Origin of the sequence: Brachybacterium sacelli, from assembly GCF_017876545.1 — a bacterium.
Lineage (GTDB): Bacteria > Actinomycetota > Actinomycetes > Actinomycetales > Dermabacteraceae > Brachybacterium > Brachybacterium sacelli.
In genome coordinates this window covers 1,850,629-1,877,040 of record NZ_JAGIOD010000001.1, presented here as the reverse complement: position 1 = coordinate 1,877,040, position 26,412 = coordinate 1,850,629, and the positions used below count along the sequence as shown (strand labels likewise).

The following is a 26,412-nucleotide window of genomic DNA, read 5'->3' as shown; positions in this document are numbered from 1 at the left end:
TCAGCGCGCGGCGGCGTGCAGGATCTCGGTGCCCTCCACGAGGGCGCGCACGTTCGTGCTGATCCGCTCGTCGGCCCCGACGGGGCGGCCACCCGCACCGTGCGGCGTGATCAGCAGGCGCGGGGCGTCCCACAGCGGGTCCTCGGCGGGCAGCGGCTCCGGATCGGTGACGTCAAGCCCGGCGCTGCCGAGAGTGCCCGCCTCGAGCGCCTCGCGCAGGGCGACCTGGTCGACGGTCGCGCCGCGGCCGACGTTGACCAGGACCGCGTGGTCCGGCAGGGCGGCCAGCACCTCGCGACCGACTGCCCCGGCGGTCTGCTCGGTGGCCGGGAGGATGTCGATGAGCACGTCGACCTCGCCGAGGGCGCCGAGCACGTCGTCCTCGGCGATGACCTCGTAGCCGTCGCGGGTGCCGGCGCTGCGGGCGACCCCGCGCACCTCGGCGCCGAGGGCCGTCAGCGTCGGGGCGAGGGTCCGCCCGATCTGTCCGAATCCCCAGATCAGCACCTTCGCGCCGATCAGGGTGGTGATCCGTCCCTCGGGGTGCAGCGGCTGTAGCCCGCCGAGCTCGGTGGACCACTCGTGTCGGGACTGGGCCTCGCGGGCCTCGGGCAGGCGGCGCAGCAGGCTCAGCAGCAGGGCGAGGGCGTGCTCGCTCACCGTCAGCGAGTGCAGCCCGGCACCGGCGGCGATGACCACGTCCTCGCGGAAGCCGGCGGCCAGGATCCCGTCGATGCCCGCGGACAGCGACTGCACCAGTCGCAGGTGCTGCAGGTGCTCCGCGGCGGAGTCGAGGTGACGACGGGAGGCGCCCCAGACCACCAGCACGTCGGCGTCATGGTGCTCGGCGGGGATCTCGGCCCGGGCATCGAGGGTGACGGCCTCCCAGCCCTCGGGCAGAGTCGGGTCCAGCGGCATGGTGTCAGGGAGCAGGATCTTCATGATCCCAGGCTACGGTGCCCGCCAGATCGGCGGTCAGGATGCTCACGGCCCTCGCCGCGCCCGTCCGTCCGGGGCCGTCCGATACGATCGTGACCATGCGATCTGGCTCCGGAGCGTCCTCGACGAACCTCGGGCGAACTCTCGGTGACGCCGCACGGATCGTGCGCACCGCGTCCCGGCGCACGGAGCGCCGGGTGCGGCGCACAGCGATCGCGAAACCGCTGTCCACCGGCGGGTTCCTCGGCGCCTCGATCGCCAGCTGGATCTCGACCTCGCCGAGCATGCTGCCGCGCACCTGGTGGATGTGGACCGTGAACTTCGGGCTCTCGCAGATCTACGGCTACGCCAGCGGGGTGCTCTGGGAGAAGGTGGTCCATCGGGTCACGGGCACCCTGGGGCTCCAGGTGCGCATCGCCGCAGATCGTCGGGAGCGGGCACGCTGGCTCGGCGCCGGGGCCCTGCTGAGCATCTCCGCCTACTCCTGGGTGCGCGGGGTGCTGCGCCAGCGGGAGATCAGCCATCTCGTCCAGGCCGACGCCAAGAACCTCGCCACCCACGTGGTCGGCACGGCCGGCGGGCTGTCGGCCTCCTTCGGCGCGCTGGCGGTGGTGCGCGGTGTGATCGCCACCGCGCACCTGTACCGGGCGCTGCTGCGCCCCTACCTGCCCCCGCGGGTGGTCGGCGCCGTCTCCCTGGTCCTGACCGCCGCGACCGTCACCGTGCTCGCCGAGCGCCTGCTGCGCGGCCGCGTGCTGGAGCAGATGATCGAGCGGGCCGAGGCCGCGAACCGGCTGATCTCCCCGGACGTGCCGCGTCCGGACTCCCCCTTGCGCTCGGGCAGTCCGGAATCGCTGGAGACCTGGCAGTCCCTGGGCGCCCCCGGCCGCAAGATCGTCTCCGCCGGACCCTCCCCGGAGGCCATCGCGCGCGCCACCGGCGAGGAGGCGATCGAGCCGATCCGGGTGTACGCCGGCAAGTCCACCTCGCGCACCCTCGAGGACACCGTCCAGGCGGTGCTGGCGGAGCTCGACCGCACCGGGGCGTGGGACCGCGAGGTGCTGGTGCTGTTCACGGGCACCGGCACCGGCTGGCTGCAGGAATGGTCGCTGTCCGCGATCGAGTTCCTCACCGGCGGCCGCTGCGCCACCGCCTCCCTGCAGTACTCCGTGTACTCCAGCGCCCTGAGCTACATCCTGGACCGCCGCACCCCGCGGCGCGCCGGCCATCAGCTGTTCGACGCCGTGCGGCGGCGCCTGGACGCGATGCCCGCCGCTTCCCGGCCGCGCCTGTTCGTCGCCGGGGAATCGCTGGGCTCCTTCGGGGGCCAGGCGGCGTTCCGGGACCTGCAGGAGATGCTCACGAAGGTCGACGGTGCGGTGTGGACGGGCACTCCGAGCTTCACCCCGCTGTGGCGCGAGCTCGCCTCCCGCAGCCGTTCCGGCGCCCCCGCGATCGCCCCGATCCTCGACCACGGCCGCCATATCCGGGTGGTCACCCGTCCACGGGACCTGGAGCTGAACTACTTCGGCGGACTGTACGAGCCGTGGCAGAGCCCGCGAGTGGTCTACGCCCAGCACCCCTCGGATCCCGTCGCGTGGTGGCAGCCCTCGCTGATGTGGGAGGAGCCGGCGTGGCTGCGCCAGCGCGTGGGGCACGACGTCACGCCCGCGATGCGCTGGTTCCCCTGGATCACGTTCTGGCAGATCGCAGCGGACATGCCCCTGTCGATCAGCATCACCGGCGGCCACGGGCACGCCTACCACGAGGAGATGGTCCCGATCTGGGCCGCGGTGCTCGGCCAGGACGGGACGGATCCGCACCCGCGGCGCCGCCGTCACCAGGCAATCGTCAAGGCCATCCGGGAGTCGAACCCCAAAGCCTGAGCGCTCAGGGGTTCGCGCCGGTGGCGACGGGGCGGCCCGGGTCGGCGCTCCACTGCGACCAGGAGCCGGGGAACAGCCGCACCCGCGGGAAGCCCGCCCGCTGCAGGGCGAGGACGTCGTGGGCGGCGGTGACACCGGAGCCGCAGTAGACGATAGCCTCCTGCTCGGGCCGCACTCCGGCGGCCTCGAAACGGCGGCGCAGGTCCTCGGGAGCGAGGAAGGTCCCGCCCTGGTCGAGATTGCCGGTGAAGGGCAGGTTCACGGCGCCGGGGACGTGACCGGCGCGGGGGTCGACGGGCTCGCTCTCGCCGCGGTAGCGCTCGGGGGCGCGGGCGTCGATGACCAGGGAGGTGCCGGCGGCCACCTCGTCGGCCGTGGCGATCTGCGTGGTCGGCCACTCGCGGGCCTCGACGTCGCCCGGGGCCGGCCGCACGTCGTCGGTCTCCAGCACGCCGTCCCAGGCGTCCAGACCCCCGTCGAGCACGGCGGCATCGTGGCCCAGGGCGCGCAGCATCCACACCAGGCGACCGGCCGGTGCGCCGGTGGTGTCGTCGTAGGCGACCACGCGGGAGCCGGCGGTCACGCCCGCGCGGCGCAGCGCGGCGGCGAAGTCCGCGGGGGCGGGAAGGGGGTGCCGCCCGGCCTCGGGCCGGGCAGGGGCTGCGAGCTCGGTGTCGAGGTCGACGTACACGGCACCCGGCAGGTGCCCGGCGAGGTAGGTGCCGTGGCCCTTCGAGCCGTCCAGGGCCCATCGCACGTCCAGCAGATGGAGCGGGGCCGACGCGGAGGGGTCGCCGTCCAGCAGCTCGTGGAGGCGGGCGACGTCGATGATCGGGGCGAGTGCAGCAGTGGCCATGGAACGAAGCCTACGCGCCCGCGATCAGGGAGTCAGGACGTGACCTGCAGGTCCACCCGCACCAGGCGGTGGTCCGAGGTGGGGAACGGGTCTTCGCCGGTCAGCTCGCTGCCCGGGGCGCCCTGCGTCGGCCAGTACACGGCGGAGGAGACGACCTGGAGGGTCTTGTCGGGCAGCACGTAGTCCACCCGCAGGTTCCCGGGACCGTCCGGGTCCGCGAAGTCCGCGGTGTCGAGGTGGGCCTCACCCTGGTGCTCGGCGTCGGTTCCTGCCTGCAGCTCGGCGGCCTCGACGGCCCCCGCACTGCGGGGCTTGGTGTCGCGAACGCGCGGATGCTCCAGGAGCTGATCGATCGCGCCCGGCCAGGAGTCCCCGTCGAGCGGATCGGAGTTGTAGTCCCCCAGGATCACGAACGGCTCGCTGGGGTCCAGGCCACCCTGGATGCCGGCGTCGTCCACGATCCACTGCGATCGCCGGCCGGGGCTGAGGTAGTCGGCCCACAGGCGGATCTCGTCGCTGTTGCGGCGCTGGTTGCGCTTCTCGGGGCCGTCGAAGCTGGGGGGCGTGGGGTGGGCGGCGAGCACGTGCAGCGTCGAGGTGCCGATGCTCACCGGGACGTCCCAGTGCGACTTCGAGCTCAGGCGGAGAGCGGCGGAGTTCTCGACGCCGTAGAACTCGGTGGGCAGCAGGTTGCTGGGCATGTCGGCCCAACGCAGCTTCTGGAAGGTGCGCACCCGCTCGGTGAGGATCGGGTGGCGCGAGAACACGACCATCCCGTACTGACCGGGGAACTCGCCGAAGCCCCAGGCGTCGTCGGCACCGCCAACCACGCCGTCGCCGTTGAGGTCGAGGCCGCTGGGCACACCCGTGTTCACCGGGGCCGTGAAGGCGTAGGGATAGAAGACGGGGGTGCGCCCGTTCTGGCTCACCTCGAGGTAGTTGCGGCGCAGCAGGTCGATCCCGGCGCCCTTCTCGTCGAGGTCGAACTCGTTGAGCAGAATGATGTCAGGGTTGTTGACCTGGATGACCTCGGCGACCGCACGGATCTGCTCGTCCTCGCCGGATTCCAGATCGCGCAGCAGCTCACCCTCCTCGGGGCGGTTCAGCGAGGCGTTGAACGTTGCCACGCGGAGGTTCTCGAAGAGCCCGCCGCGGTACGCCGGATTCGGAGCGGCGTGGGCGGCGGTCGGCAGGGCGAGGCCCGCGGCGGTCGCGGCGACGAGCGCTCGGCGACGGGTGATGCGCGATGACATGGCTTCCATTGTGCAGTATTCAGCGAGGGCAGGACAACTGCGAGAACGTCGACTGTGAACGTTCTCGGTCAGGGTGCGAGACTGGTCGGTATGAGAATTGCGTTCCTGGGCACCGGCCGCATGGGCACCGAATTGGCCCTCCACCTAATCCACGACCACGAGTTGACCGTCTGGAACCGCACGACGGAGCGCACCGCCCGCCTCGCCGAAGCGGGTGCCGACGTGGCCTCCGACCCTGCCGAAGCAGTCGACGGCGCCGACTTCGTGGTCAGCTCTCTGTTCAGCCCGGACGCCGTGCGAGAGACCGTGCTCTCGCCCGGACTGGTCCCGGAGCGAGTCCCGTGGATCGACACCACCACCGTCGCTCCCGCTGATGCGGACGAGTTTGCCGCGGCAGTCCCCACCTACGTGGGCGTGCCGGTCGTCGGCTCGCTCGGGCCGGCCCGTTCCGGCTCCCTCGGCGTCTATGTCGGCACGGCCGACGAGCCCCTGCGCCGACTGGTGATGGACCTGGTGGCTCCGTGGGCGGACCCGGACCGCCTGCGCGGCGTGGACTCGGGTCGCAAGGCGGCCACCGGGAAGCTGCTCGCGAATCTGGCCCTCGCGGTGAGTGCGCAGGGCCTGCGCGAAGCGCTCGCGCTCGGCGAGTCGGCCGGGACGTCGGCCGAGGAGACCCTCGAAATGCTCAGCGGCACCGGCCTCGCGTTCATCGCCGGAATGAAGGGGCCCTTCGTGCGCGGGGAGCGCAGCACCGAAGGCGGGGATTTCACAGCGGACGCGATCGCCAAGGACGCCTACCTGATGATCGATACCGTCGAGGCGGCTCTCGATGACGCGGGCCCCCGCCCGGGCGCTGACCTGCCGGCACTGCGCGGGGCCCTGGCGTCCCTGAACGCAGAGATAGCGGCCGGCCACGGCAACGACGACTTCTCGACGATCCTGCGGAAGGAGGCCGAGCATACCGGGGAGTGATCGCTTCGCGCAGAGCCCCGGGCTGAGCGGTGTAGCAGTCGATGCGGCCCCGACGGCCGCCCGCGCTGAGACGGAGGGGCCGCGGAATCCGCGACTGCCCGCACTGTTGTCACTGGGCCCACCGCCTCGCTAGGTTCGCACGAGGTGAGGCGGGCCATATCGAGCGCTCGTCCGCCCCGTACGAAGGAGTACCGATGAGCCGTCCTGTCCGCCGCCGCAGCCTCTTCGCCGCCGGGAGCGCCCTGGCCGCCACCGCCACGGCCCCCGCGGCCCTCGCCGCCCCTCCCGGGGGCCGCACCGCACCCTTCACGCTCGACGCACTTGTCCTCGACGGCGGGGAGCAGGTGGTCTCGGTGACGATCTGCGCCTCCCGGCGGGGTGGCCTGCCGACGGGCGAGCTGCCTACCTCGACCTTCACCGTCCACGCCCGGGGCACCAACCCGCTCACCGGTGCCGTCGCCTTCGACCTCGACCGCTCCGTGACCGCGGCCCATGCGGACCACCGGGGCGCCATCACGCTCGAGCTCGAGCACGGCTACGAGGTCGAAGGGGCCACCACCCTCGACTATCTCGACGACTTCGAGCGCAACGTGCGGCTCGACCTCGAGTACACGATCACCCAGAACGCGCCGCTGCCCACCCGCAGTGAAACGCACGCGAGAATCGACTCCTTCGAGCAGGGCGAGCTCGTGAACCCCGAGGTCGACGCCTTCACCTCCCACGTCTCGGCCTCCGGCACCAACTACCGTCTGTTCAGCCCGCCGCGGCACGGGCGGCACGCCGAGCTCCCGCTCGTGGTGTGGCTCCACGGCGGCGGCGAGGGAGGGATCGGCGAGGGCGGGTCGGAGTACTACGACAACGAGACCCACCTGCGCGCGAACCGGGGAGCGCTGGGCCCGGCCACCGAGGCGGCCCAGGAGCTCTTCGGCGGCATCTACGTCGTGGCGCCGCAGTGCCCCTCGGCGTGGATGCTCGACGGGCCGGCCTTCGAGCCGCTGATCGAGGAGATCCTCGAGGAGGTCGCCGCCGTGCACCCCGTCGACCGCGAGCGCGTCCACGTCACCGGCTGCAGCAACGGCGGATACATGACGCTGAAGATGGTGGTCGAGAACCCGGGAGTCTTCGCCTCTGCGGTACCGATCTGCGGCGTGGTCCAGGAGTACTACGACTCCCCCGGCCCGCTGATCAGCGACCAGGAGCTGCGGGACATCGCCGCGCCGACCTGGCTGATCGCCTCGGCGGACGACGACACGGTGGACCCCCAGGCCAACACGGTGCACGCCCACGAGCTGATCGAGAGCTCGATCATGACGCTGTACGACACGGTGACCTGGGAGGGTGTGCGCTACCCGGGGCACTTCTCGTGGATCTACGCCGCCCGCAACCACCCCTCACTCGACGGGCTGAGCCTGTGGGAGTGGATGAGCACCCAGGAGCTCTGAGGCGACCCGCCGCTCAGATCCGGGCGGCCTCGAGCACCGCGCGGGCGGTGGCCGGCGGATCCTCCTGGATCGGGACCTGCACGTCCTCGCCTCCGGCGTCGTCGAGGATCGCGGTGAGCTCGTCGAAGCGGGCGAGATGCCACGCCAGACCCTCGGGGTCGAGCTCGTGGCGGTGGTGGAGGCGCTCGCGCACCAGGTCCCGCGGGGCCATCAGGCGCACCACCGTGACCGGGCACCCGAAGGCGGCCTCGTAGTCGGGCCGATCCTCGCCCCCCTCGATCACCCCGGCGGCGACGAGGACCTGTGCCCCGGCGCTGCGGTGGACCTCGACCACCGCCTGCAGGGTGGCGAGCTCGAGGCGGTGGTGGAAGGGGTCGTCCGCCGGAGTGGGCCAGCTGCGCCGCAGCCAGTCCAGGTCGAGGGCGCTGCTCGGGATCCCGCGAGCCGCCAGCTCCTCCCCGACCGCGTCGGTCACCGTGGTCTTGCCCACCCCGACTGCCCCGGTCACCAGCAGCGCGCAGGGCCCGTCGGCGCTCATCGCAGGTCCTCCAGCACGCCGCGCGCCGCTTGGCGACCGGAGAACAGGCAGCCGCCGAGGAAGGTGCCCTCGAGGGCGCCGTGGCCGTGCATCCCGCCGCCGCCGAAGCCGCCGGCCTCGCCCGCCGCGTACAGACCGGGCAGCCCGCCACCACCGTTCTCCGGGCCGCGCTGCGCCCTGCCGCCGAGGTCGGTCTCGAGACCTCCGAGGGTCTTGCGCAGCAGCACGTGCAGCCGCACCGCGATCAGTCCCCCGGCCTTCGGATCCAGCAGGCGGTGCGGGGCGGCAGTGCGGAGCAGCCGGTCGCCGACGTAGCGGCGCGCCCCGCGCAGCGCCGTGATCTGGGTGTCCTTGGAGAAGCGGTGCGTGATCTCGGCGTCGCGTGCCCGGATGGTGCGCTCCAGCTCTCCCGCGTCGACGAGATCCTCGCCGGCCAGCGCATTCATCTGTGCCACCAGCTCGGGCACGCTGCCCGCCTGCAGGAAGTCCTCGCCGTGGTCGAGGAAAGCCTGCACCGGGCCGGGCGCTCCGGGCCGCACCCGCGCGAGCACCTGCCTCCACTCCTTGCCGGTCAGGTCCGGGTTCTGCTCACTGCCGGAGAGCGCGAACTCCTTGGCGATGATCGCCGGGGTGAGCACGAACCAGGAATGGTCGTGCCCGGTGGTGCGCAGATGCCGCAGGGTCGAGGTGGTGTCGAAGCCTGGATACGCGGGGGCGGGCAGGCGGTGACCACGGGCGTCGATCCACAGCGAGGAGGGGCCCGGCAGGATACGGATCCCGTGGCCGCGCCAGATCGGGTCCCAGTTGCGGATCCCCTCGGTGTAGTGCCACATGCGGCCGGGATGGATCCAGTGCGCTCCGGCCCGCTGCGCGGCGAGCATCCCGCTGCCGTCCACGCTCGCGGGCACCCCGTGCACGAAGTCCTCGGGCATGGTGCCCAGGTCCGCGGGCCACAGCTGCCGCACCAGGTCCTCGTTCCCGCCGATGCCGCCGGTGGCGACCACGACCGCGCCCGCCCGGTGGGCGAACTCGCCGGTCGCCTCGCGGGTCGAACCCGCGCCGCGTTCGGTGTCGTCCGCGGCAAGCACATGACCGCGCACGCCGGCGACGCGATCGCCCTCGACCAGCAGCTCCTCGACCGCGTGGCGGGTGGCCACGGTGATCATCCCGCTCTCGCGGTGGGCGGCGAGGGCCCGGGCGAAGGGCTCCACGACGCCGGGGCCGGTGCCCCAGGTGAGGTGGAAGCGGGGCACCGAGTTGCCGTGCCCCTCGGCCCGGCCGTCGCCGCGCTCGGCCCAGCCGACCACAGGGAAGAACCGCATCCCCTTCTCGTGCAGCCAAGCCCGCTTCTCCTCCGCGGCGAACTGCAGGTACGCCTCCGCCCAGCGGCGCGGCCAGTGGTCCTCCGGGCGGTCGAACGCGGCTGTGCCCAGCCAGTCCTGGCGGGCGAGGTCGAGGCTGTCACGGATGCCGAGCCGACGCTGCTCGGGGGAGTCGACGAGGAACAGCCCGCCGAAGCTCCACCAGGCCTGGCCACCGAGGTCCTGCTCCCCCTCCCGTTCGAGCAGCAGCACGCGACGGCCGCCGTCGGCGATCTCCGTGGCCGCGACCAGGCCCGCGAGACCCGCCCCGACGACGATCACCTCGCTGCGCTCCCCGTCCCCCGGCGCGGTCACCTCACTTCACCGCGATCCGGCGGACCCGCTGGAGATGGTCGGTGGAGTTGTCCCCGCTCATGGTGCGGGACTTCTGGCGGTTGTTGGAGCCGACCTTGCGATCCTGGCTCCGGAGGTTGCCGACGGCCACGTCGGTCTCCCGCTCGAAGCGATGGCGCTTGTCGGTGTTGCGGTAGTAGCGGTAGATGCCGCCGTAGACCGCCGCGAACACCGCCGGCCCCGCGATGAAGGGGAAGGCGATGCCGATGGCCCCGTCGCCGGAGTCCGCCAGCAGCATCGGGGCGACCGGGTCGGCGGCCAGCTCAGCCAGCAGTGGGAACATCGTCCTGCCTCCGTTGTTCGTCTCTCGCGCGCACCGACGTCCTCCTCATCCCGCCAGGAACCAGCCGAAGCCGACCACGGCGCCGATCACGGCGGCGACCGAGCCCGCCATGCAGGCCACCGCGAAGATCTTGGGGTGGGAGACCGGCACCGAGCCCATCGTGTTGCCGTTGCGGGCGTTGACCGCGATGTAGTGGACCAGCGAGCCGTCCCCCTTGGCCGAGTCGGCGTAGCTGTACAGCCACACCGGCACGTACACCGAGACCCAGCGGGTGCCGTGCACGGCCACGCCCTCCTCCGTCCAGCGCACGCCGCGGTCGTACCGGCTGAGCGTCGGCAGCGCCTTCGCCCGGGCGATCGCCAGGAACTTGTCCTCCACCACGTCGTCGACGTCGCGGATGTTGAGGTCGCGCCGCTCGGACGTGAAGTTCTTGAGGTAGTTCGAGTTGTAGGCGACCGCGTTCTCGACGTCATACGGTCGCACGGCGCCCAGGATGTTGTTGGTCGCCTGCGAGCTGTCGTGGATGTCAAAGCGCTGCGCGGACTCGACCGTGAGGTCGTCGACCAGCAGGTCGAAAGCCCGCTGGACGGAGAAGACGTCCGCGTCGTAGAAGGTCTCCGAGCGGGCATTGTTACCGCTGCCGGTGCGCACCGTGTACCGCCGCGTGGTGATCTCGCCGCGGCCGCCGACGACGGCGTGCATGTTGCCGTCGACCACCAGGTACGGGATGTACACGCCCATCACGTTCTCGGGGACGAACTCCTGCTTGAAGCGCCCCTGGGCGAAGGCTTGGCGCTTGCCGGCGAAGGCGTCGATCCGCTCGATCGCCTCCTCGCGGGTGAGCTGGAAGGGAAGCACCGCATCGGGGACCGCGCCGTTGGGGATCTGGGAGTTCACCGACAGGGTCTGGCGGCACCAGTGGCAGCGGGCCTGCAGCTCCTGCTCGACGTTGATGACGACCTCCGCCCCGCAGCCCTGGCACTTCAGGGTCATCACCGTGAGGTCCTCGCGGACGTCGGCTGTGCCGGAGGCCATGGTGTGGCCGCGCAGATCGGCGATCGAGGAGTCCAGCCCGAAGGCCTCCTCGGCGTTCTCCTCGTTCCACTGATGGCGGCAGTACGCGCACACCAGGGCCTTCGCGCTGAGCGAGTACTGGATGTCCGTGCCGCCGCACCGGGGACACTTGCTCAGACCGTCGGCTTCTCCCGAGCTGGTGTCGATGATGCGGTCGGAGGAGTGCTCGCGCGCGGCCTGCGCCGCACCGTCGACGGACTCCTCGCCGAGCATCTGCGGATTCTGTCCCGACCCGCCCTGCTCCCCGGGCCACTGGGGCAGGGAGCCGGGCGCCGAGCTCGCCCCGGTGGAGGGCTCGAAGCGTCCGTCGGCCGACGGGGGCGGGGACGGCGGCGCCCCGGCAGCATCGTCACGGCCGTCCTGGGGCGGCCGGGCAGGTTCTGGTGGCCGCGCCCAGGGCGCGTCCTCGGGAGGCTGGGTCATGTCAGGTCAGAGGCCGAGCGCGGCCTTCTTCGCCGCCTCGTAGTCCTCGTCGGTGATCAGTCCCTGCTCCAGCATCTGCTTGTACTGGGCGAGCTTGGCCACCGGGTCGTCCTGGGCCGGCGCCGCCTCTTGCGCCGGGGCGGCCTGCTGCGGAGGCTGACCCTCTTGCTGAGGCTGACCCTCTTGCTGAGGCTGACCCTGCTGCGGAGGCTGACCCTGCTGCGCGGGCTGGCCCTGCTGCCCCGGCGGGGACCACGGCTGGGCCGGATTGACCATGCCGCCGGCCGCGCCCATGCCCGCGCCGAACATGGCCAGGCCCGCACCGCCGCCGGTCTCCCCGGCGGACTGCACACCGCGGGCCGCGGCCTGGTTCATGAAGGACTGCGACCGGGCGCCGGAGAGCGCATCGGCCTTCTGCACGTCGACCAGCAGCTCACGGGTGTGCTGGTCGTACTCGATCGAGACGATCGCCGTCTTCACGATTGCGAGGCCGCGGTCGCTGGACCAGCGGTAACCCTCCTCGACGGCGGCCGACAGCGACTGCGCGAAGCCGACCGAGTCGCCCTGGATGCGGGAGATCCGGTTGCCCTTGTCGGGATCGTTCGTGTAGCGCGAGAAGGCGGCGGCGAGTGAGCCGACGACCTCGCGGAACAGCTGCGACCCGGCGGCGTTGTCGACGTCGGAGAAGTCGAACACCGGCGCGTTCGCGGAGATGAAGGTGGCCGGCACGAAGTTGTGCACGAACAGCAGCGGGTCGATGATCCGCAGCGTGTAGGAGCCCCGGCACACCGCGCCCACCTGGGCGTTGAGGTAGGCGTCGTCCCAGTAGATCTCCGACTGGGTGCCGAACTTGTTGTCCGGGATCTCCTTGAGGCTCACGAAGAAGGCGAGCTGTTGGGAGGAGGGGCGTCCGCCGAACTTGAAACGCTCCCAGGAGGTCCCGACGGTGGAGGCCAGGAGCTCGTCCCCGGCGAAGACGGACTGCGCGTCCGGCGACTGGTCGTTGAACTCGTAGCCGCCGGCCTCGGTGATCAGGCCCGTGGCGCGGCCGTCGACCACGGTGATCAGGCCGTACCCCTGGGGCACGAGGATCTTGGAGCCGTTGGAGATGATGTTCTCGGACCCGCGGGTGTTCGAGCCCCGCCCCGCGTTGGTGCCGCGCGGGACCGCCGGGAACAGGGCCGCCGTCTGCGGGAGCCCGTCCGGAACGGTCAGGAAGTCCTTCCACTGATCGGCGAACATCCCGCCGACAGCGCCCTTGAATGCCTGGATGAATCCCATATGGTCTCCTTCGTCGCCCCCGAGCGTGTGGTTTCGGCCATGCTATCGCGGACGCCCCGAACGCCCCCTGGATCCGCGCAGTACGGTGGCCGGACATGGAGCAGAGGCGATACCGGGACGTGCTCGAGCGCCACCAGGTGCCGATCTACCTCGGCGCGATCGCGCTCGGCGTCGGCCTCGGGGCGCTGCTGCCGGGCGCGGCAGGCGCGCTGGAGATCGCCGTGGAACCCGCGATCGCGGCGCTGCTGCTGGTCACCTTCAGCGCGGTGCCGCTGCGTTCCCTGGGCGCCGCCCTGCAGGACCGGCGTTTCCTGCTCACCCTGCTGGCCGCGAACTTCGTGGTGGTGCCGCTGTTGGTCCTGGTGCTCACGCGGCCGCTCGTCGGCTCCCCGGAGCTGCTCGTGCCCGCCCTGCTGGTGCTGCTCGCCCCCTGCGTGGACTACGTCCTCGTGTTCACGGCCCTCGCGGGTGGGGCGATGGAGCAGCTGCTCGCGGCGACCCCGCTGCTCCTGCTCGCGCAGATGCTCGCCCTTCCGGTGCTGGTGCCGCTGCTGAGCGGCCAGGGTGCGACCGAGCTGTTTTCCGCCGGCCCCTTCCTGCGGGCGCTGGTGCTGCTGATCCTGCTGCCGCTGCTGGCCGCGGCACTGATCCAGCACCTGGCTCCGGGCCTCGACCTCTCCCCCGCGATGGTGCCGCTCATGGTGCTCACCCTGCTGAGCGTGGTCGCCTCGCAGGTGCCGCGGGTGCTGGGGGGCGGGGTCGCGCTGCTCGCCCTGGTCCCCGTGTACGTCGCCTTCCTCGTCCTCGCCACCGCCGCCGGGATCCTGATCGCTCGCCTCGCACGTCTCGGGGCGTCAGCGGCGCGCGCGCTGACCTTCTCCACCGCGACCCGCAATTCGCTGGTGGTGCTGCCGCTGGCCCTCGCCCTGCCGCTGCCGCTCGCGCCGGCCGCCGTGGTGATCCAGACCCTGGTCGAGCTGCTGGGATTGGTGGTGCTGGTGCGGATCCTGCCGCGGCTGCTCAGGGACGGGTCGCGACCACCAGCGCGGCGGTGACCGGGAAGGCGAGCCGCCCGCCGTCGGCGTCGTCGGCGTACTCGCTCCACAGCTCGCGTGCCCGCGCCTCGATGTCGGCGCGCACGCGGTCCGTCTGCGCGAGGTGCATCCGTCCCGGGCCGGCGACCCCGCCGGCGATCCCGGCCATCAGATCATCGGCCGCGATCCGCCAGGTCCAGCGCAGCTCCTCGGCGCGCTCGACGTGCAGCCCCGCCTCCTTCGCAACAGTCGCGAGTCCGTCCGGGGACCGCGGGAAGTCGAGTTCGGGCGCCAGGCGCGTGCTCGGCACCGCGACGGCGCCCGCGGCACGGGCGGCCTCGCCGTAGGCCGCAAGGTGCGGGCCGGGGACGGCGGGCCAGATCGTCAGCGCGATGGGGGCCGACGGGGCGGCGACCCGTGCGAGGTCCCGCATCGTCGATCGGGGATCAGGCACGTGGTTGACGACGAAGTTCGCGGTGATAGCGCCGGTCGAGGAGTCCGCCAGGGGCAGGGCGGGCGCACCCGCCTCGAGCACCGAGGCCTCCGGCGCGAGGGCACCGGCGATCGCGATCATCTCCGGGTCGGGATCGACGGCGGTGACCCGTCGGCCACGGTCGACGGCGGCGAGCGCGAGATCGCCGGTCCCGCAGCCGACGTCGAGAAGGTCGGTCCCGGGCGCGGTCGCTTCCAGCAGCGCCGGGATCGCCCCCGCGCACAGGGTCGCGAAGGAACGACGGTAGGCCTCGGCGACCCCGCGGAAACTGCTCATGAGCCGATGTCCGGCAGCAGCACCGTCGCCAGGCCGAGCCGTGGCTTCTGCTCGCCGTGGTCCTGCCGGTAGGGAGCGAGCAGCTTCTCCAGACCGGCCTGGATGGCCGCGAGATCCTCGACGTCGGCGTACACCGCGCCGCGCCCGAAGCCCAGCAGCTCGCGCAGGTCCGCGTCGTCGCTGTCGATCACCCGGTCGAGATCACCGGCGAGCTGCCCGAGGAACACCAGGAAGGCGGAACGCAGCTGGGCATCGCTCATCGCGCGCAGTCCTTCCTGATCCACGTGCGCCATCTGCTCCCCGAGTGCGAGCGTGCGCTCGACCGCGCCTCGCACCTTCCGTTCCTCGACGACGGCGAGCATCCCGGCCTCCAGCAGGGCGGAGACGTGCCGATAGAGCGTGGCCTGCGTGACCTCGGGCAGCGCCTCTCGCAGCTCCACGGTCGTCAGGTTGCGGCCGCCGATCTGCTGAATGATCCGCAGTCGGACGGGATGCGTGACGGTCTCGACGATCGCCGATCGACCGGCGGTCGTACTGGCAGAGGTCGTGCCGTCAGAGGCCGCGCCGTCGGAGGTCGTGCCGTCGGACATAAACCCTTCCCTAACCATTCTCACACTGATAATGTTCGCAATACGGAGACCATCCTACGAGCAAGGAGCCCGCGATGACGCAGGTCGGATACGACGGAGAGAACCTCCGAATCGACTTCCCCGGGTGGGAAGCGCTCATGACCCGGCGCGGGAGCATCGAGATCCCTGCCGGCGCGATCGGCGCCGTGCAGGTCGAACCCGGCTGGTCCTCGGAGGCGCTCGGCATCCGCTCGGGCCTCGTGATCTCCGGATACCGCAAGGTGGGCGTCTTCCGCCACCTCTCGGGCACCCGCCGCCTGGTCTCCATGAAGCGGGGGCTCCCCCTGCTGCGCATCCGCGTGAACCGCGCGGTGACCGGCGTCGACGAGGTGCTGGTCAGCACCGCCGAGGCCGAGCAGATCGCCGGCGCGCTCCCGAGCGGGCCCGTCGGATCCGACCCGGGCCCGGCCCGACCTGACCTCAGCCGGTGATGTCGAACTTCGCGAGGCGGCGGCTGTCCCCGGAGCTCTGCAGATCCAGCAGCTGGGCGTAGATGCCGCCGGTACCGGCGAGCTCGGCCGGAGTGCCGATCTCGTCGATGTTCCCGTCGCGCAGGGTGACGATGCGGTCCACCTCCGCGATCGTGGACAGCCGGTGGGCGATGATCAGCGAGGTGCGCCCGGCCATGAGCTCGTCCAGACCCTTCTGCACCTGGATCTCGGCCTTGGTGTCCAGCGCCGAGGTGGCCTCGTCCAGCACCAGCACCGGAGCGTCCTTGAGGATGGCCCGGGCCACCGCGATGCGCTGGCGCTGCCCGCCGGAGAGCTTCAGTCCTCGCTCACCGATCACCTGCTCGTAGCCGTCGGGGAAGCGGAGGACGAAGGCCTCCGCGTTGGCGCGCCGGGCCGCCTCGACCACCTCCTCGTCGCTCGCCCCGGGACGGCCGTAGGCGATGTTCTCCCGGATCGTGCCGGAGAACAGCGAGGCGTCCTGGAAGACGACGCCGATCCGCGAGCGCAGCTGCTCCAGCGGCAGGTCGGCGCTCGGGCGCCCCACCACCTCGACGCTCCCCTGCCGCGGCTCGTAGAGCCCCAGCAGCAGGTTCACGATGGTGGACTTGCCGCCGCCGGACTCGCCGACCAGGGCGATCTTCTCCCCGGGGTCGACGTGGAAATCGATCCCGTGCAGCACGTCCTCGCCGTCCTCGTAGGCGAAGTCGACCTCGTGGAAGGAGATCACGGGTGCGCCGGGCACCGGCTCGACCGGTGCCTCGGCCGGCTCCCCGTCGGCCCGGCCGTGCGCGCTCTGCAGGACGATGCGCGGATCCACCGGCGTCTCCATCACCCGGAAGTAGTCGCGGGAGCCGGCGAGCGCGCGCTGCGCGGAATCGATCACGAAGCTCATCGACTCCACCGGGGCCTTGGCCATGCTCATCAGCTGGACCAGCAGCACCATCTCGCCGAGCGTGAAGGCACCCTGGACCGTGCGCACGAAGATGATCACGTAGATGCCGAAGAAGACGAGGTTCAGGAAGGCCCGCCGGATCACGTCCATGCGGTGCCAGTGCGAGGACTGCTCACGGGTGGTCGCATCGGTGGAGCCGAAGCGCTGCGTGAAGTCCGTGAGCTCCCGGCGCTCGCTCACGAAGGACTTCACCACCCGGATCTGCCCGACGACCTCGGCGAACCGCCCCGAGGCGATGTCGACCTGCTCGTTCTTCTCCGCCTCCAGCCGCTGCCATTTCACCGAGGTCAGCGAGGTCAGCCAGACGTACACGGGGAAGACGATCAGCAGCAGCAGCGTCAGCGGCCAGGCGTACCAGGCACTGATGGCCAGCACCGCGACCGTGGTGATCAGCATCGAGGCGAAGGAGTTCGACATCATCTTCGCGAAGTTCGTGATCTCGGTGATCGACCGGTTCAGGCGGGCGACGATGGTGCCGGTGATCTCGCCGTCGAACCAGCGCTGGGGCAGGTGGAGCAGCTTGTCGTAGTAGCGCACCGAGAGGATCGTGCGCATCCGGTTGCTCATGACGTCGCCATACCAGCCGCCGACGTTCGAGACGACGGTGGTGAACAGCTCCGCGACGAGCACTCCGGCGGCGATCAGCACGACGGTGCGCACGGCGGCGGAGGTCGGGGTCTCGCCGCTGACCGCACCGGTGACGGTGTCGGTCGCGTGGCCGATCAGGAAGGGGACGGCCAGACCTGCCGCGGCGGTGAGCACCGAGGCGAGGATGACGGCGGTGTACAGCGGGGCCAGGGAGCGGGTGAACCGGATGATGCGCAGCAGGGACGACACGCCCCAAGACCTTATGCGCCGGGGGCCGTGCCGGACAGGGGCAGCGGTGACGCCCAGAGCGAAAGCGGTGAGAACCAGCCGCAGGGTCCCGTCGGATCAGCCTCTAGTCGGATTTCGGGCCCACCACGCCCAGCAGCACCCCGAGCGTGGCCCGCTCCCCCTGGCGACGGCGGCGCCTCACCCCGGTGGCCAGGGCGTAGGGCACGAGCATCACGAAGCCGACGGCGCTCAGCAGCAGGATCGCCACCACGATCGAGTCGTCCCCGCCACCGGTGCGGGCCACCAGCAGGGCGGCGGCGATGTTGCGCTGGCTGGTGAGGATCGCGGGACCGTCGGGGACGGTGAGGGTGCTGCCGGCGAGGTCGCCGGCGATGCGCCCCGCGACGAAAGCGAGCGCCACCAGGCCCACCGCCACCAGCATCACCGGGGAGAGCAGCAGCTGGACCACCAGGCCGGAGTTCGAGCCGAAGCCGGAGAGGAACATGAGCACGGCCGCGATCGCGGCGACGCTGCCGGCGATGCGGGCGAACTGATCGGCCCGCTGGGGGAACACCGCCGCGATGACGATGCCGGCGATCATCGGGGAGAGCATGGTGCCCAGCAGCAGCCGCGCCACGGCCCAGCCGTGCACCTGGACGTCCTGGAGCAGGAACGGCACCACCAGCGGCATGAACACGATCGAGCCCAGCAGCAGCACGGCCATCGGTCCGGCGGTCTCGCCGTAGGGGATGCGGGCCATCGCACCCAGCTGCAGGACGAACGGGGCGCCCGCGGCGCACAGCGCGATGATGAACCCCGCCCCGATCTGGTGCGGGAGCAGCGGGCCCAGGATCCAGATGACCAGGGTGCCGACGGCGGGGACGACGACGAAGTTGGCGCCCAGCACGGAGAAGACGGTCTGTCGGTCCCGCAGCTGGTTGCGGAAGGCGCGCAGCGGGGTGCGCAGTCCCATGGAGAGCATCGAGGCGATCGCGAAGACCGGGACGCTGATATGGATCAGCAGTCCCAGCAGGGATTCGATCGTGTGCACCCAGGCAGGGTACGCGTCCGCGCCGAATTCATGTGCGAGCGCTCAGATCCACCCGTTGTCCGAGGCGGTCCTGACGGCCTCGGCCCGGTTGGTCACCCCCAGCTTCCCGATCGCCGCGGAGACGTGGTTGCGCACCGTGCCCTCGCTGAGGAACAGGGTCACGGCGATCTGCGCGGTGGTCCCGCCCCTGGCCGCGGTCTGCAGCACCTCGGTCTCCTTGGCCGTCAGCGGGCTGGGGCCGACGGCGAGGGACTGCGCGGCGAGTTCGGGGTCCACCACGCGCAGTCCCTGGTCCACCCGTCGGATCGCGTCGACCAGATGCTCGACGGGGGTGTCCTTGACCATGAATCCCTGGGCGCCCGCCTCCATGGTGCGGCGCAGGTAGCCGGCGCGGCCGAAGGTGGTCAGCACGATGATGCGGGGTCGGGGCCCGTCCTGGCTCCCCTGCTGCAGCGCCTGGGCCACGGCGATGCCGTCCGCCGGTCCCGCGGTTCCGTCGGCGGTGTCCCCGGCGGGCATCTGGACGTCCAGCAGGAGGACGTCGGGCGCGTGAGCGGCGACGGCCGCGAGGGTGCTCGCTGCGTCGGCCGCCTCCCCCACCACCTCGAGATCGGGTTCCAGGCGCAGCAGGGCCACCAGGCCGGAGCGCAGGATCGCCTGGTCGTCGGCGACCACGAGGCGGATCATGTCACCGGCCCCATCGTCGCGGTCACCCGGGTGCCCTGCTCGTCCGAGGTGGTCTCGAGGCGGCCGCCGGCGACGGCGACGCGGGCCTCGAGACCCCGCAGACCGGAGCGGGCGGCACCCTCGGGGATGCCGACGCCGTCGTCCGCGATGCTCACGGCGTCCTCCGCGACGGTGATGCTCGCGCGGGAGGCGCGGGAATGGCGCACCATGTTGGTGACCCCTTCACGGATGACGTAGCCGAACAGTTCGGCGCGGTCGTCGGACAGCGGGGGCAGTGCGGTGGGCACCACGGCCTGGATGCCGACGGTCGCCAGCACGGTGCGGGCCGAGGCGATCTCGGTGGCCGCGCGCACGTGCTGCATGCCGCTCGCGGTGGCACGCACGTCCGAGAGGGTCTGGCGGACGGTCGTCTCGATGTGCTCGAGCTGCTCGCGGGCGGCGTCGGGGTCGGATTCCAACAGCCGGCGAGCCAGTTGCGCCGAGATCGTCAGCGAGGTCAACGAGTGGCCGACGAGATCGTGGAGGTCGCGGCCGATGCGCTCGCGCTCGGCGGCGACGGCGAGCACGGCATTACGGGACTCGGCGGCTTCGAGCTCCTCCTGCAGGACCTGCTGGCGGATGCCGTAGCCGATGCCCCAGGACATCAGCATCCCCATCCCGGCCAGACCCGCGGCGATGTACACCCCGAGCACGAGGGCGATGACGAACACCGCCAGGCCCATGGCGACCATCGTCGGGAGCGCCCACCGCCACGGCAGCAGGAGCACGTGCGTCATGGCCTGGAACATCACCATGTACAGCACGTTCTCGCCGAGGATCGGGATCAGTGCCAGGAGCAGCGCGGTGCACGCCGTGAACCAGGCCAGGCGCACGGGCTGCGGATAGAGGCCGATGCCGGTGCAGTAGACGAACAGCAGCCCGTAGACCAGCATCGCGACGGTCACGAGAGCGGCCCAGGGGCCGGGGTCGCTGATCCAGGCGAAGGCGATCGGGATCGCGACGAAGACGACCGGGGGGAGGGCGAAGGCCAACCCTCCGGACTCGACGGCGGCGCGATGGATCGCGCGCGGGGTGAGAGGCCGGGCCGCGGCGGTCCCCTCATCGCCGCGCGCCCGGGTCCCCCAGGCCGGTTCGTCGCCGGTGATCATGAACGACATTGTGTCAGCGTCGCCTCAGCGCCGGCTCAGGCCGACGGCGCGGGACATGCTCAGCGAGCAGACCAGGGCGAGGGCGAGGGTCCAGGCGCCGATCACCAGCAGACCGGTCACGGGCAGGTGACCGCCGTACAGGGCCCATTCGCCCAGTGACGAGATCCAGTAGGTGGGGATCACGCGGCCGGCCGCCTGCATCCAGTCCGGGAACATCTCCAGCGGCATCCACAGCCCGCCGAAGATCGCCATCACCATCATGGTGACCACCCCGCCGGCCATCGCGGCGCCGCCCTTGAGCACCATGCCGAGCACGATGCCCACCAGGATCGTGGGCAGCAGCCCGACCCACAGCACCGCCAAGGAGGCGACGAAAGCGGCGGGGCTCGCCTCGACGCCGGTGGCCAGGCCGACGAGCCCGACGGCGAGCAGGGCCGGGACGATGACGGCGCTCGCGGCCATGACGGAGCCGGACAGGAAGGAGCGCGGGGACAGCCCGGCCACGATCAGCTGGCGCAGGAAGCCGTTGCGCTGATCCTCCTGGATCTGGGTGCCCGCGGTGATCGCGGCGCCGAGACCCCCGTAGGCGGCCATGTTGACCATGATCATGCCGCGGGTCTGCCCCTCGGCCTGGTCGCCGAACATCATCGAGAACAGCAGATACATGCCCACGGGCATGGCGAGGGTGAACACCATGAACAGGACGTTGGTGACCGTCATGCGGGTGGTGTGCAGGGCGTAGCGCACGGTCCGCGAAGCGGACGACGGAGAGGCTGACGGAGCGGCGACGGAGGGGGTGGGGGGAGCGGCAGCGGTACTCATCGGTCGGTTCCTTCCGGGGACTCGGTCTCGGTGTGGTCGGTGATGCGCAGGAACGCCTCCTCGAGCCCCGGCGCGGAGACCAGGACCTCGTGGACGGCGGGAGCCAGCGCCCCGGTGAACAGGGCGGCCAGCGCCGCATCGGAGTCCGAGCAGACGGCCCGGACCCGTTCGGGGTCGAGCTCGTCGGCCCGTGCGCTCTCGACCCCGGGCAGCTGCGCGACCTCCCCGGCGTCGGCGCCGCGCAGCGTGATCACGCGGCCCGCCACGAGGGCGCTGACCTCGGCCCCGGTGCCGTCGGCGACCACGCGGCCGCGATCCATGACGATCACGCGGGCGGCCTCGCGCTCGGCCTCGTCGAGGTGATGCGTGGCGAACACGATCGTGCGGCCGGTGGCGGCGACGGCGCGCATCCGGTCCCAGAAGGCGCGGCGGGCGCCGACGTCCATGCCGACGGTCGGCTCATCCAGCAGCAGCACCTGGGGGTCGCCGAGCAGGGCGATCGCGAAACGGACCCGCTGGGCCTGACCGCCGGAGAGGGAGCCGATCCGGCGGGTGAGCAGATCGGTGATCTGCGCCTGGTCCGCGACCTCCGCCAACGGCATCGGGTGGGCCTGCAGGGCGTGGAGCATCCGCAGCATGGAGCGCACTGACTGGTCGGGCAGCAGCGCCCCGCCCTGGAGCATGGTGCCGATCACCCCGGTACGGGTCGCGGTGACTGGGTCGGTGCCGAGAATCTCCACCGCGCCGGAGTCGGGCCGGGCTAGCCCGACCATCATCTCCATCGCGGTGGTCTTGCCGGCACCGTTGGGACCCAGCAGGGCGACGATCTCTCCGGGCCGGATCTCAAGGTCGAGAGCGTCGAGGGCCCGGACCTGCCCGTAGGACCGGGTGACGCCGCGCACGCTGATGGCGGCGGGTCGGGCTCCGGCGGCGGAGGGGACGTCGGCAGCGGAGCGGGCGCCCGGGACGGCTGAGAAGGTCGTCGTGTCCATGGCCTCGAGCCTTCCGTGGCGCGTCCGTCGATCCCAGGGCCGACGATCATTGCTGACCCATGACAGCCGTCACGGCGGCCGCTCGCCCGGCTACTCTGGATCGGTGCTGATCAGACAGGTGCGGCCGTTCGACGCCGCCGCGGAGGGGACCCCGTGCCGTCCCGTGGACCTGCGGCTGCGCGACGGGATGATCGCCGAGATCGGTCCGGGCCTGGCACCGGCCGGCGGTGAGGAGGTCCTCGACGGCGGCGGGGCGCTCGCGCTCCCGGGGCTGTGGGACCAGCACGTCCACACCGGGCAGCTCGCGCAGGCCCACTCCCGTCTGGACACGGCCGGGGCCGGAAGCGTCGGCGTGATCCTCGAGCTGGTGCGCGCCGAGCTCACCGCGCGGCGCGAGGCCCGCACCGCTACGCAGCAGGCACTGATCGGCTTCGGGCACCGCCTGGTCGACTTCGCGGTGCCGCCGACGGTCCCTGCGCTCGACGAGGCCACCGGCGCCGTCCCGACGGTGCTGATCGGGGGCGACGCCCACCACGCCTGGCTGAACTCGGCGGCCCTGGAGCGGCTGGGGGTGCCCCCGCGCGACGGGATCGTCGCCGAGGAGGAGTGGTTCGCCCTCGCACCGCGGCTGACGGAGCTGCCCGGGGTGGCCGAGACGCTCGCGACCGGAGCCGCGATGATGCAGCGCCAGGCGCTGGAGCGCGGCGTCGTCGGCCTCGTGGACATGGAGTGGGGCCGGCCCTGGGAGGTCTGGCGCTCGCGCGGCGCGCGGATGCGGATCCGCACCGCGGTCTACCCTGCCGAGCTCCCCCACGCCCCCGCCCCGACGGGCACCGTCCTGGACGACACCGGCCTGGTGACGATGGGCCCGCTGAAGGTGATCGTCGACGGGGCGCTCGGCTCCCATTCGGCCTACACCCGCGAGGCGTACTCCGACGGCCACGGCTATGCCGGACGCGGGGTGCTGAGCGTCGGCCCCGCCCAGCTCACGGCCGTCCTCGCCCGGGCGCGCGAGCAGGGACTGACGGCCGCGGTCCATGCGATCGGCGATGCCGCCGCCCAGATCGCCCTCGAGGCGATCGGGCAGATCGGGATCGCCGCCCGGCTCGAGCACGCGCAGATGCTCACCGACGACGACGTGGACGCCCTGGCCGCGCTCGGGGTGATCGCCTCCGTGCAGCCCGCGCATCTGCTGGATGACCGCGACGCCACCGAGAGCGTGTGGCCTGGCCACGGCGATCGGGCGTTCCGGCTGCGGGACCTGCTCACGGCCGGGGTCCCGCTGGTGCTGGGCTCGGATGCGCCGGTCGCGCCGCTGGACCCGTGGCTCGCCATGGCCGCCGCCGTGCATCGCAGCGCCGACGAGCGCGCCGGCTGGCACCGCGAGCAGCAGCTGCAGCCGCGCGAGGCCCTCGCCGCCTCGACCGACGGGGTCGGGCGGCTCGCGGTCGGGGGCCGGGGTGACGTGGTGCTGCTCGAGGAGGACCCCTTCGCTGACGTGCCGCTCGACGGCGACGCCCTGATGGTCGAGTCGGCCGCCCGGGAGGCTGCGCTACGCCTGCGGGAGACGACGGTGCTGGCGACGGTGGTCGCCGGGGCCCTCGCCGCGCAGCGCTGAGCCCTCAGCGGCGCACGCGTCCGGGCAGCTCGCCGGTGTCCGTGACGTCCTGAGCGATGACATGGAGCTTGCGGTTCAGGCGGTTGCTCGCGTGGCGCAGCAGCTCGAAGGCCTCGGTCTCGGTGACCTTGTGCGCCGCCATCAGTATCCCCACCGCCGCGCCGATCTGACGACTGGTACTGAGGGCCGCACTCAGGGTGGCCGCCTGGTGGGCGCTGTCCGCATGCGCCATCATCGCGGAGGCGTGCGTGGCGAACAGGGCTCCGGTGGTGACCGCCTCGTGGTCGAACGCCCCCGCGGTGCTCGAGTAGAGGTTCAGCGCCGTCGGCGCCGGCGAGTCCGTGAGATGAAAGGACAGCACCCCGAGCACCGGGGTCTGCTCGAGGGCCACCTCGCAGAAGCGCGGCCATCTGGTCTCGGTCGTGAGGTCGGGCGTCAGCACGGGCTCCTCGGTGCGCGCCGCACGCACGCACGGGCCTTCCTCGCAATGATGCTGGATCTCGTCGATCAGTCGTCCCGTGTCGTCGCTGCTCGCCACGCTGCGCGGCGGCACGCCCTGCGGATTCGTGGTGATCCCGGCCCACTCGCATCCCGGGACGAACAGGCAGGCGAGATCGACGAGGCGCTGACGTGCCGCGGCAGGTGATCCACCGGTGTGGAGGAACTCGCTGAGCTGCCGGAACTCGAGCGCCAGGTCATGCACGGACTTGCCAGGCATCCCCAGGATCCTCCTCCTCGTGACGCCACGACAGCCCGACCAGGTCGAGCACTGTCTGCGTCGGCGTGCCCGTGGCACTGATCAGATCGAGCCGGTGGCCATGCATCGCCAATCTCTCCCGCATGCTCAGGAGCACGCGCACTCCCGCACTGGCCAGCAGGTCGACTTCGGTCAAGTCTACGACCAGCGGACGCAGACCACCACGGCAGGCTGCGTCCAGCTGATCGGTGAACGCCCGGATGGTGGTGATGTCGATCTGACCCGCCACGTCGACCCGAGGAGGCAGACCGCCGGCCACCGTGAGATCGAGATCGGATCGTTCCGGGCGAGCGGGCACGATGTCCGATCGCGACGTCACCTGGGCCGGCTTCCACAGTCGCCGGCGAAGCGTCACCGTCGTGCCGCCGGTGCGCGCATCGCCGTGCACGATCGACATCCAGTCCACGAGGGATTCCGCGATCCACAGACCGCGCCCACCGATCGCGTCCGAGTCCATCGGCGCGCGCCATCGCCCGCGATCCGAGACGAGCAGGCGGAGGGTCCCGTCACGGGCCAGATCCGCGCTGACGCTCACCGGCCCCTCTTCACCCGCGGGATAGGCGTGCTCGAGGACGTTGGTGATGAGCTCGATCGTGGCGAGATCCAGATCCTGGCACTCGGTCGGCGATGCGCCCAGCCCCGCGAGCCAGGCACCGACCCCTTCCCGCAGGCTGGGCACGGAATCGACGGTGGCCATCACCTCGTCGTGGTAGCCCCCGTTCGGCGCGTCAAGACGCTGTGCCGCGAGCACCGTGGCGTCGTCGTCGGTCCCGGGCGCGGCGAGGAGCTCGACGGAGAGCTGACAGACCCGATCGGGAGCCGAGACCTCGCCGCCCTCGGCCGGTTGCGCCTGACGGGCCGCGTCCTGCGCGACCCGGGTCAAGGCCGCCATCCCGTCGGTGAGCGTGCGGCCCGAGCGCTCGATCAGTCCGTCGCTGTAGAGGATCACCATGTCCCCGACGTCCAACCGAACGGTCGAGGCCCTCGGTGCGGTGCCCGTGCCGAGCGGGGTGCCGCCCGTGGTCGGCAGGTAGCGCGAGGTCCCGTCGGCCCCGATCACGAGCGGAGGCGGATGGCCGCAGGTGATATAGGTCAGTTCGCCGCCGGCCGGATCCAGCACCGCGATGCACAGGGTGCTCGCCCGCATCTCGACGGTGCGCGTCGCGAGCCGCTCAGCATGGCTGACTGCCTGGTCGAGGTCGCCGGTCCGCGTCAGAACGTCTTCGAGGACGGCCCGGAGCCGGCCCATCGCGGTCGAGGCCGCGACGCCGTGGCCGACCACGTCCCCGACGCCGAGGGCGACCCGTCCGTCGTGGAGCACGGTCGCGTCGAACCAGTCACCCCCGGCGGCCTGCCCATGCTCGGCCACTCGATACCCCGCCGCGAGGCGCACCTGCGGGAGGGTCGGCAGAGCGGCGGGCAGCAATGCCTCCTGCAGCTCCAGTGCGACCTCACGAGCCTGTCGGTAGCGCAACTCGGAGGTCGCCGCCGCCACCTCCGTGTCCCGGCGGTCCGCTCGTTGCTGCGTGACACCGGTCAGCTGGATCAACACGCCCGTCACCTGAGAGTCCTCGCCCCGCTGGGGCACGAGCACCAGGTCGAACCACGCGTCGCCGTCGGTGCTGTCGGGCCGGGAAGCAGCGGCCTGGCGCCGTTCGCGCTCGGTGACCGGCCCGCCGCCTCGGCGGACCCGGTCCACCAGCTCGACGAGCCCACCGTCCACGAGCTCCGGGCACGCCTCGCGAAACGGCGCTCCGACCACATCCGGTCGGCCGATGAGCTCCCGATACGCGGTATTGGCCGCCACGATGCGCAGATCGTTCCCGCGCACGACCGCCACCGCGGCAGGCAGGTCGTCGAAACCCTGCCGCGCCGCATCGATCTCCTCAGCGGTGACGACCATGAACACTCTCCTGCCCGAGAGGGTAAGCCCGCCGTCGCCATGGCGTGAACCCCGCGAGCTCGCCCTTGCCATCCGGTGCCCTCCCCCGTATGTTCGAAGCAGGTCCAGCCAGTGGCCGAG

At 71.9% G+C, this 26,412-nt stretch carries 24 protein-coding genes; 6 read left to right on the top strand and 18 right to left on the bottom strand.

Annotated elements, in window-relative coordinates; all coding sequences use genetic code 11:
- On the bottom strand, positions 1–942 hold the full coding sequence (locus tag JOF43_RS08385) for an NAD(P)-dependent oxidoreductase (RefSeq protein ID WP_209901105.1): 942 nt from the start codon (positions 940–942) through the stop codon (positions 1–3).
- 95 nt (positions 943–1,037) lie between these two features.
- On the opposite strand from JOF43_RS08385, the gene JOF43_RS08380 reads away from it, so the two are divergent.
- The gene (locus JOF43_RS08380; protein WP_209901103.1) at positions 1,038–2,825 is read left to right on the top strand and encodes an alpha/beta hydrolase; all 1,788 of its coding nucleotides are present in this window, start codon (positions 1,038–1,040) and stop codon (positions 2,823–2,825) included.
- A gap of 4 nt (positions 2,826–2,829) precedes the next feature.
- Here JOF43_RS08380 and JOF43_RS08375 read toward each other — a convergent pair whose 3' ends face one another.
- Together JOF43_RS08375 and JOF43_RS08370 are read right to left on the bottom strand one after the other, a co-directional pair.
- Complete coding sequence (locus tag JOF43_RS08375; RefSeq protein ID WP_209901101.1) at positions 2,830–3,681, bottom strand: sulfurtransferase; 852 nt, start codon at positions 3,679–3,681, stop codon at positions 2,830–2,832.
- Between the two features lie 32 nt (positions 3,682–3,713).
- Positions 3,714–4,934 (bottom strand): endonuclease/exonuclease/phosphatase family protein, encoded by a 1,221-nt coding sequence (locus JOF43_RS08370; RefSeq protein ID WP_209901099.1) that lies wholly within the window; start codon positions 4,932–4,934, stop codon positions 3,714–3,716.
- A gap of 90 nt (positions 4,935–5,024) precedes the next feature.
- On the opposite strand from JOF43_RS08370, the gene JOF43_RS08365 reads away from it, so the two are divergent.
- A complete protein-coding gene (locus JOF43_RS08365) occupies positions 5,025–5,906 on the top strand; it encodes an NAD(P)-dependent oxidoreductase (RefSeq protein WP_209901097.1) in 882 nt (293 codons plus the stop codon).
- Between the two features lie 194 nt (positions 5,907–6,100).
- The gene (locus tag JOF43_RS08360) at positions 6,101–7,348 is read left to right on the top strand and encodes a prolyl oligopeptidase family serine peptidase (RefSeq protein WP_209901095.1); all 1,248 of its coding nucleotides are present in this window, start codon (positions 6,101–6,103) and stop codon (positions 7,346–7,348) included.
- A 13-nt stretch (positions 7,349–7,361) separates the two neighbouring features.
- Here the strand turns inward: JOF43_RS08360 and JOF43_RS08355 are convergent, their stop codons facing one another.
- From JOF43_RS08355 to JOF43_RS08335, 5 genes are read right to left on the bottom strand one after another with little or no spacing between them, the layout of a single operon-like run.
- Complete coding sequence (locus JOF43_RS08355) at positions 7,362–7,886, bottom strand: AAA family ATPase (protein WP_209901093.1); 525 nt, start codon at positions 7,884–7,886, stop codon at positions 7,362–7,364.
- A complete protein-coding gene (locus tag JOF43_RS08350) occupies positions 7,883–9,562 on the bottom strand; it encodes an FAD-binding dehydrogenase (protein WP_209901091.1) in 1,680 nt (559 codons plus the stop codon). Before JOF43_RS08350 ends, JOF43_RS08355 begins: the two co-directional genes overlap by 4 nt.
- Position 9,563: 1 nt before the next feature.
- Positions 9,564–9,884, bottom strand: coding sequence for a hypothetical protein (locus JOF43_RS08345; protein WP_209901089.1), 321 nt, complete (start codon positions 9,882–9,884; stop codon positions 9,564–9,566).
- A 45-nt stretch (positions 9,885–9,929) separates the two neighbouring features.
- A complete protein-coding gene (locus JOF43_RS08340; protein ID WP_245354064.1) occupies positions 9,930–11,381 on the bottom strand; it encodes a TFIIB-type zinc ribbon-containing protein in 1,452 nt (483 codons plus the stop codon).
- 6 nt (positions 11,382–11,387) lie between these two features.
- A complete protein-coding gene (locus tag JOF43_RS08335) occupies positions 11,388–12,662 on the bottom strand; it encodes an SPFH domain-containing protein (protein ID WP_209901087.1) in 1,275 nt (424 codons plus the stop codon).
- Between the two features lie 95 nt (positions 12,663–12,757).
- On the opposite strand from JOF43_RS08335, the gene JOF43_RS08330 reads away from it, so the two are divergent.
- Positions 12,758–13,717, top strand: coding sequence for an arsenic resistance protein (locus tag JOF43_RS08330; protein ID WP_209901085.1), 960 nt, complete (start codon positions 12,758–12,760; stop codon positions 13,715–13,717).
- On the opposite strand, the gene JOF43_RS08325 is transcribed toward JOF43_RS08330, so the two are convergent.
- Both JOF43_RS08325 and JOF43_RS08320 read right to left on the bottom strand, forming a co-directional pair.
- Positions 13,683–14,465, bottom strand: coding sequence for a class I SAM-dependent methyltransferase (locus JOF43_RS08325; protein ID WP_209901083.1), 783 nt, complete (start codon positions 14,463–14,465; stop codon positions 13,683–13,685). The genes JOF43_RS08330 and JOF43_RS08325 overlap by 35 nt on opposite strands.
- Positions 14,462–15,055: a helix-turn-helix domain-containing protein gene (locus tag JOF43_RS08320; protein WP_209901081.1), complete on the bottom strand. Its 594-nt coding sequence runs from the start codon at positions 15,053–15,055 to the stop codon at positions 14,462–14,464. The genes JOF43_RS08325 and JOF43_RS08320 overlap by 4 nt, the downstream gene beginning before the upstream one ends.
- Before the next feature lie 74 nt (positions 15,056–15,129).
- Here JOF43_RS08320 and JOF43_RS08315 point away from each other — a divergent pair, with 74 nt between their 5' ends.
- On the top strand, positions 15,130–15,525 hold the full coding sequence (locus tag JOF43_RS08315; RefSeq protein WP_209901079.1) for a hypothetical protein: 396 nt from the start codon (positions 15,130–15,132) through the stop codon (positions 15,523–15,525).
- Here the strand turns inward: JOF43_RS08315 and JOF43_RS08310 are convergent.
- The 6 genes from JOF43_RS08310 to JOF43_RS08285 form a co-directional block, all read right to left on the bottom strand.
- Positions 15,515–17,335, bottom strand: a complete 1,821-nt coding sequence (locus JOF43_RS08310) for an ABC transporter ATP-binding protein (RefSeq protein WP_209901077.1) — start codon at positions 17,333–17,335, stop codon at positions 15,515–15,517. The genes JOF43_RS08315 and JOF43_RS08310 overlap by 11 nt on opposite strands.
- A gap of 103 nt (positions 17,336–17,438) precedes the next feature.
- On the bottom strand, positions 17,439–18,365 hold the full coding sequence (locus JOF43_RS08305) for a bile acid:sodium symporter family protein (RefSeq protein WP_209901075.1): 927 nt from the start codon (positions 18,363–18,365) through the stop codon (positions 17,439–17,441).
- Positions 18,366–18,407: 42 nt separating this feature from the next.
- Complete coding sequence (locus JOF43_RS08300; protein ID WP_209901073.1) at positions 18,408–19,052, bottom strand: response regulator transcription factor; 645 nt, start codon at positions 19,050–19,052, stop codon at positions 18,408–18,410.
- A complete protein-coding gene (locus JOF43_RS08295; protein WP_209901071.1) occupies positions 19,049–20,209 on the bottom strand; it encodes a sensor histidine kinase in 1,161 nt (386 codons plus the stop codon). Before JOF43_RS08295 ends, JOF43_RS08300 begins: the two co-directional genes overlap by 4 nt.
- 15 nt (positions 20,210–20,224) lie before the next feature.
- Positions 20,225–21,022 carry an ABC transporter permease gene (locus JOF43_RS08290; RefSeq protein ID WP_209901069.1) on the bottom strand — a complete coding sequence of 266 codons (798 nt, stop codon included), beginning with the start codon at positions 21,020–21,022 and terminating at the stop codon, positions 20,225–20,227.
- The gene (locus JOF43_RS08285; protein ID WP_209901067.1) at positions 21,019–22,014 is read right to left on the bottom strand and encodes an ABC transporter ATP-binding protein; all 996 of its coding nucleotides are present in this window, start codon (positions 22,012–22,014) and stop codon (positions 21,019–21,021) included. The genes JOF43_RS08290 and JOF43_RS08285 overlap by 4 nt, the downstream gene beginning before the upstream one ends.
- A gap of 103 nt (positions 22,015–22,117) precedes the next feature.
- Here JOF43_RS08285 and JOF43_RS08280 point away from each other — a divergent pair, with 103 nt between their 5' ends.
- On the top strand, positions 22,118–23,632 hold the full coding sequence (locus JOF43_RS08280; RefSeq protein ID WP_342592119.1) for an amidohydrolase: 1,515 nt from the start codon (positions 22,118–22,120) through the stop codon (positions 23,630–23,632).
- A gap of 4 nt (positions 23,633–23,636) precedes the next feature.
- Here JOF43_RS08280 and JOF43_RS08275 read toward each other — a convergent pair whose 3' ends face one another.
- On the bottom strand, positions 23,637–24,350 hold the full coding sequence (locus JOF43_RS08275) for a GAF and ANTAR domain-containing protein (protein ID WP_209901063.1): 714 nt from the start codon (positions 24,348–24,350) through the stop codon (positions 23,637–23,639).
- Positions 24,328–26,292: a SpoIIE family protein phosphatase gene (locus JOF43_RS08270; protein ID WP_209901060.1), complete on the bottom strand. Its 1,965-nt coding sequence runs from the start codon at positions 26,290–26,292 to the stop codon at positions 24,328–24,330. The genes JOF43_RS08275 and JOF43_RS08270 overlap by 23 nt, the downstream gene beginning before the upstream one ends.
- Between the last annotated feature and the right edge of the window lie 120 nt (positions 26,293–26,412).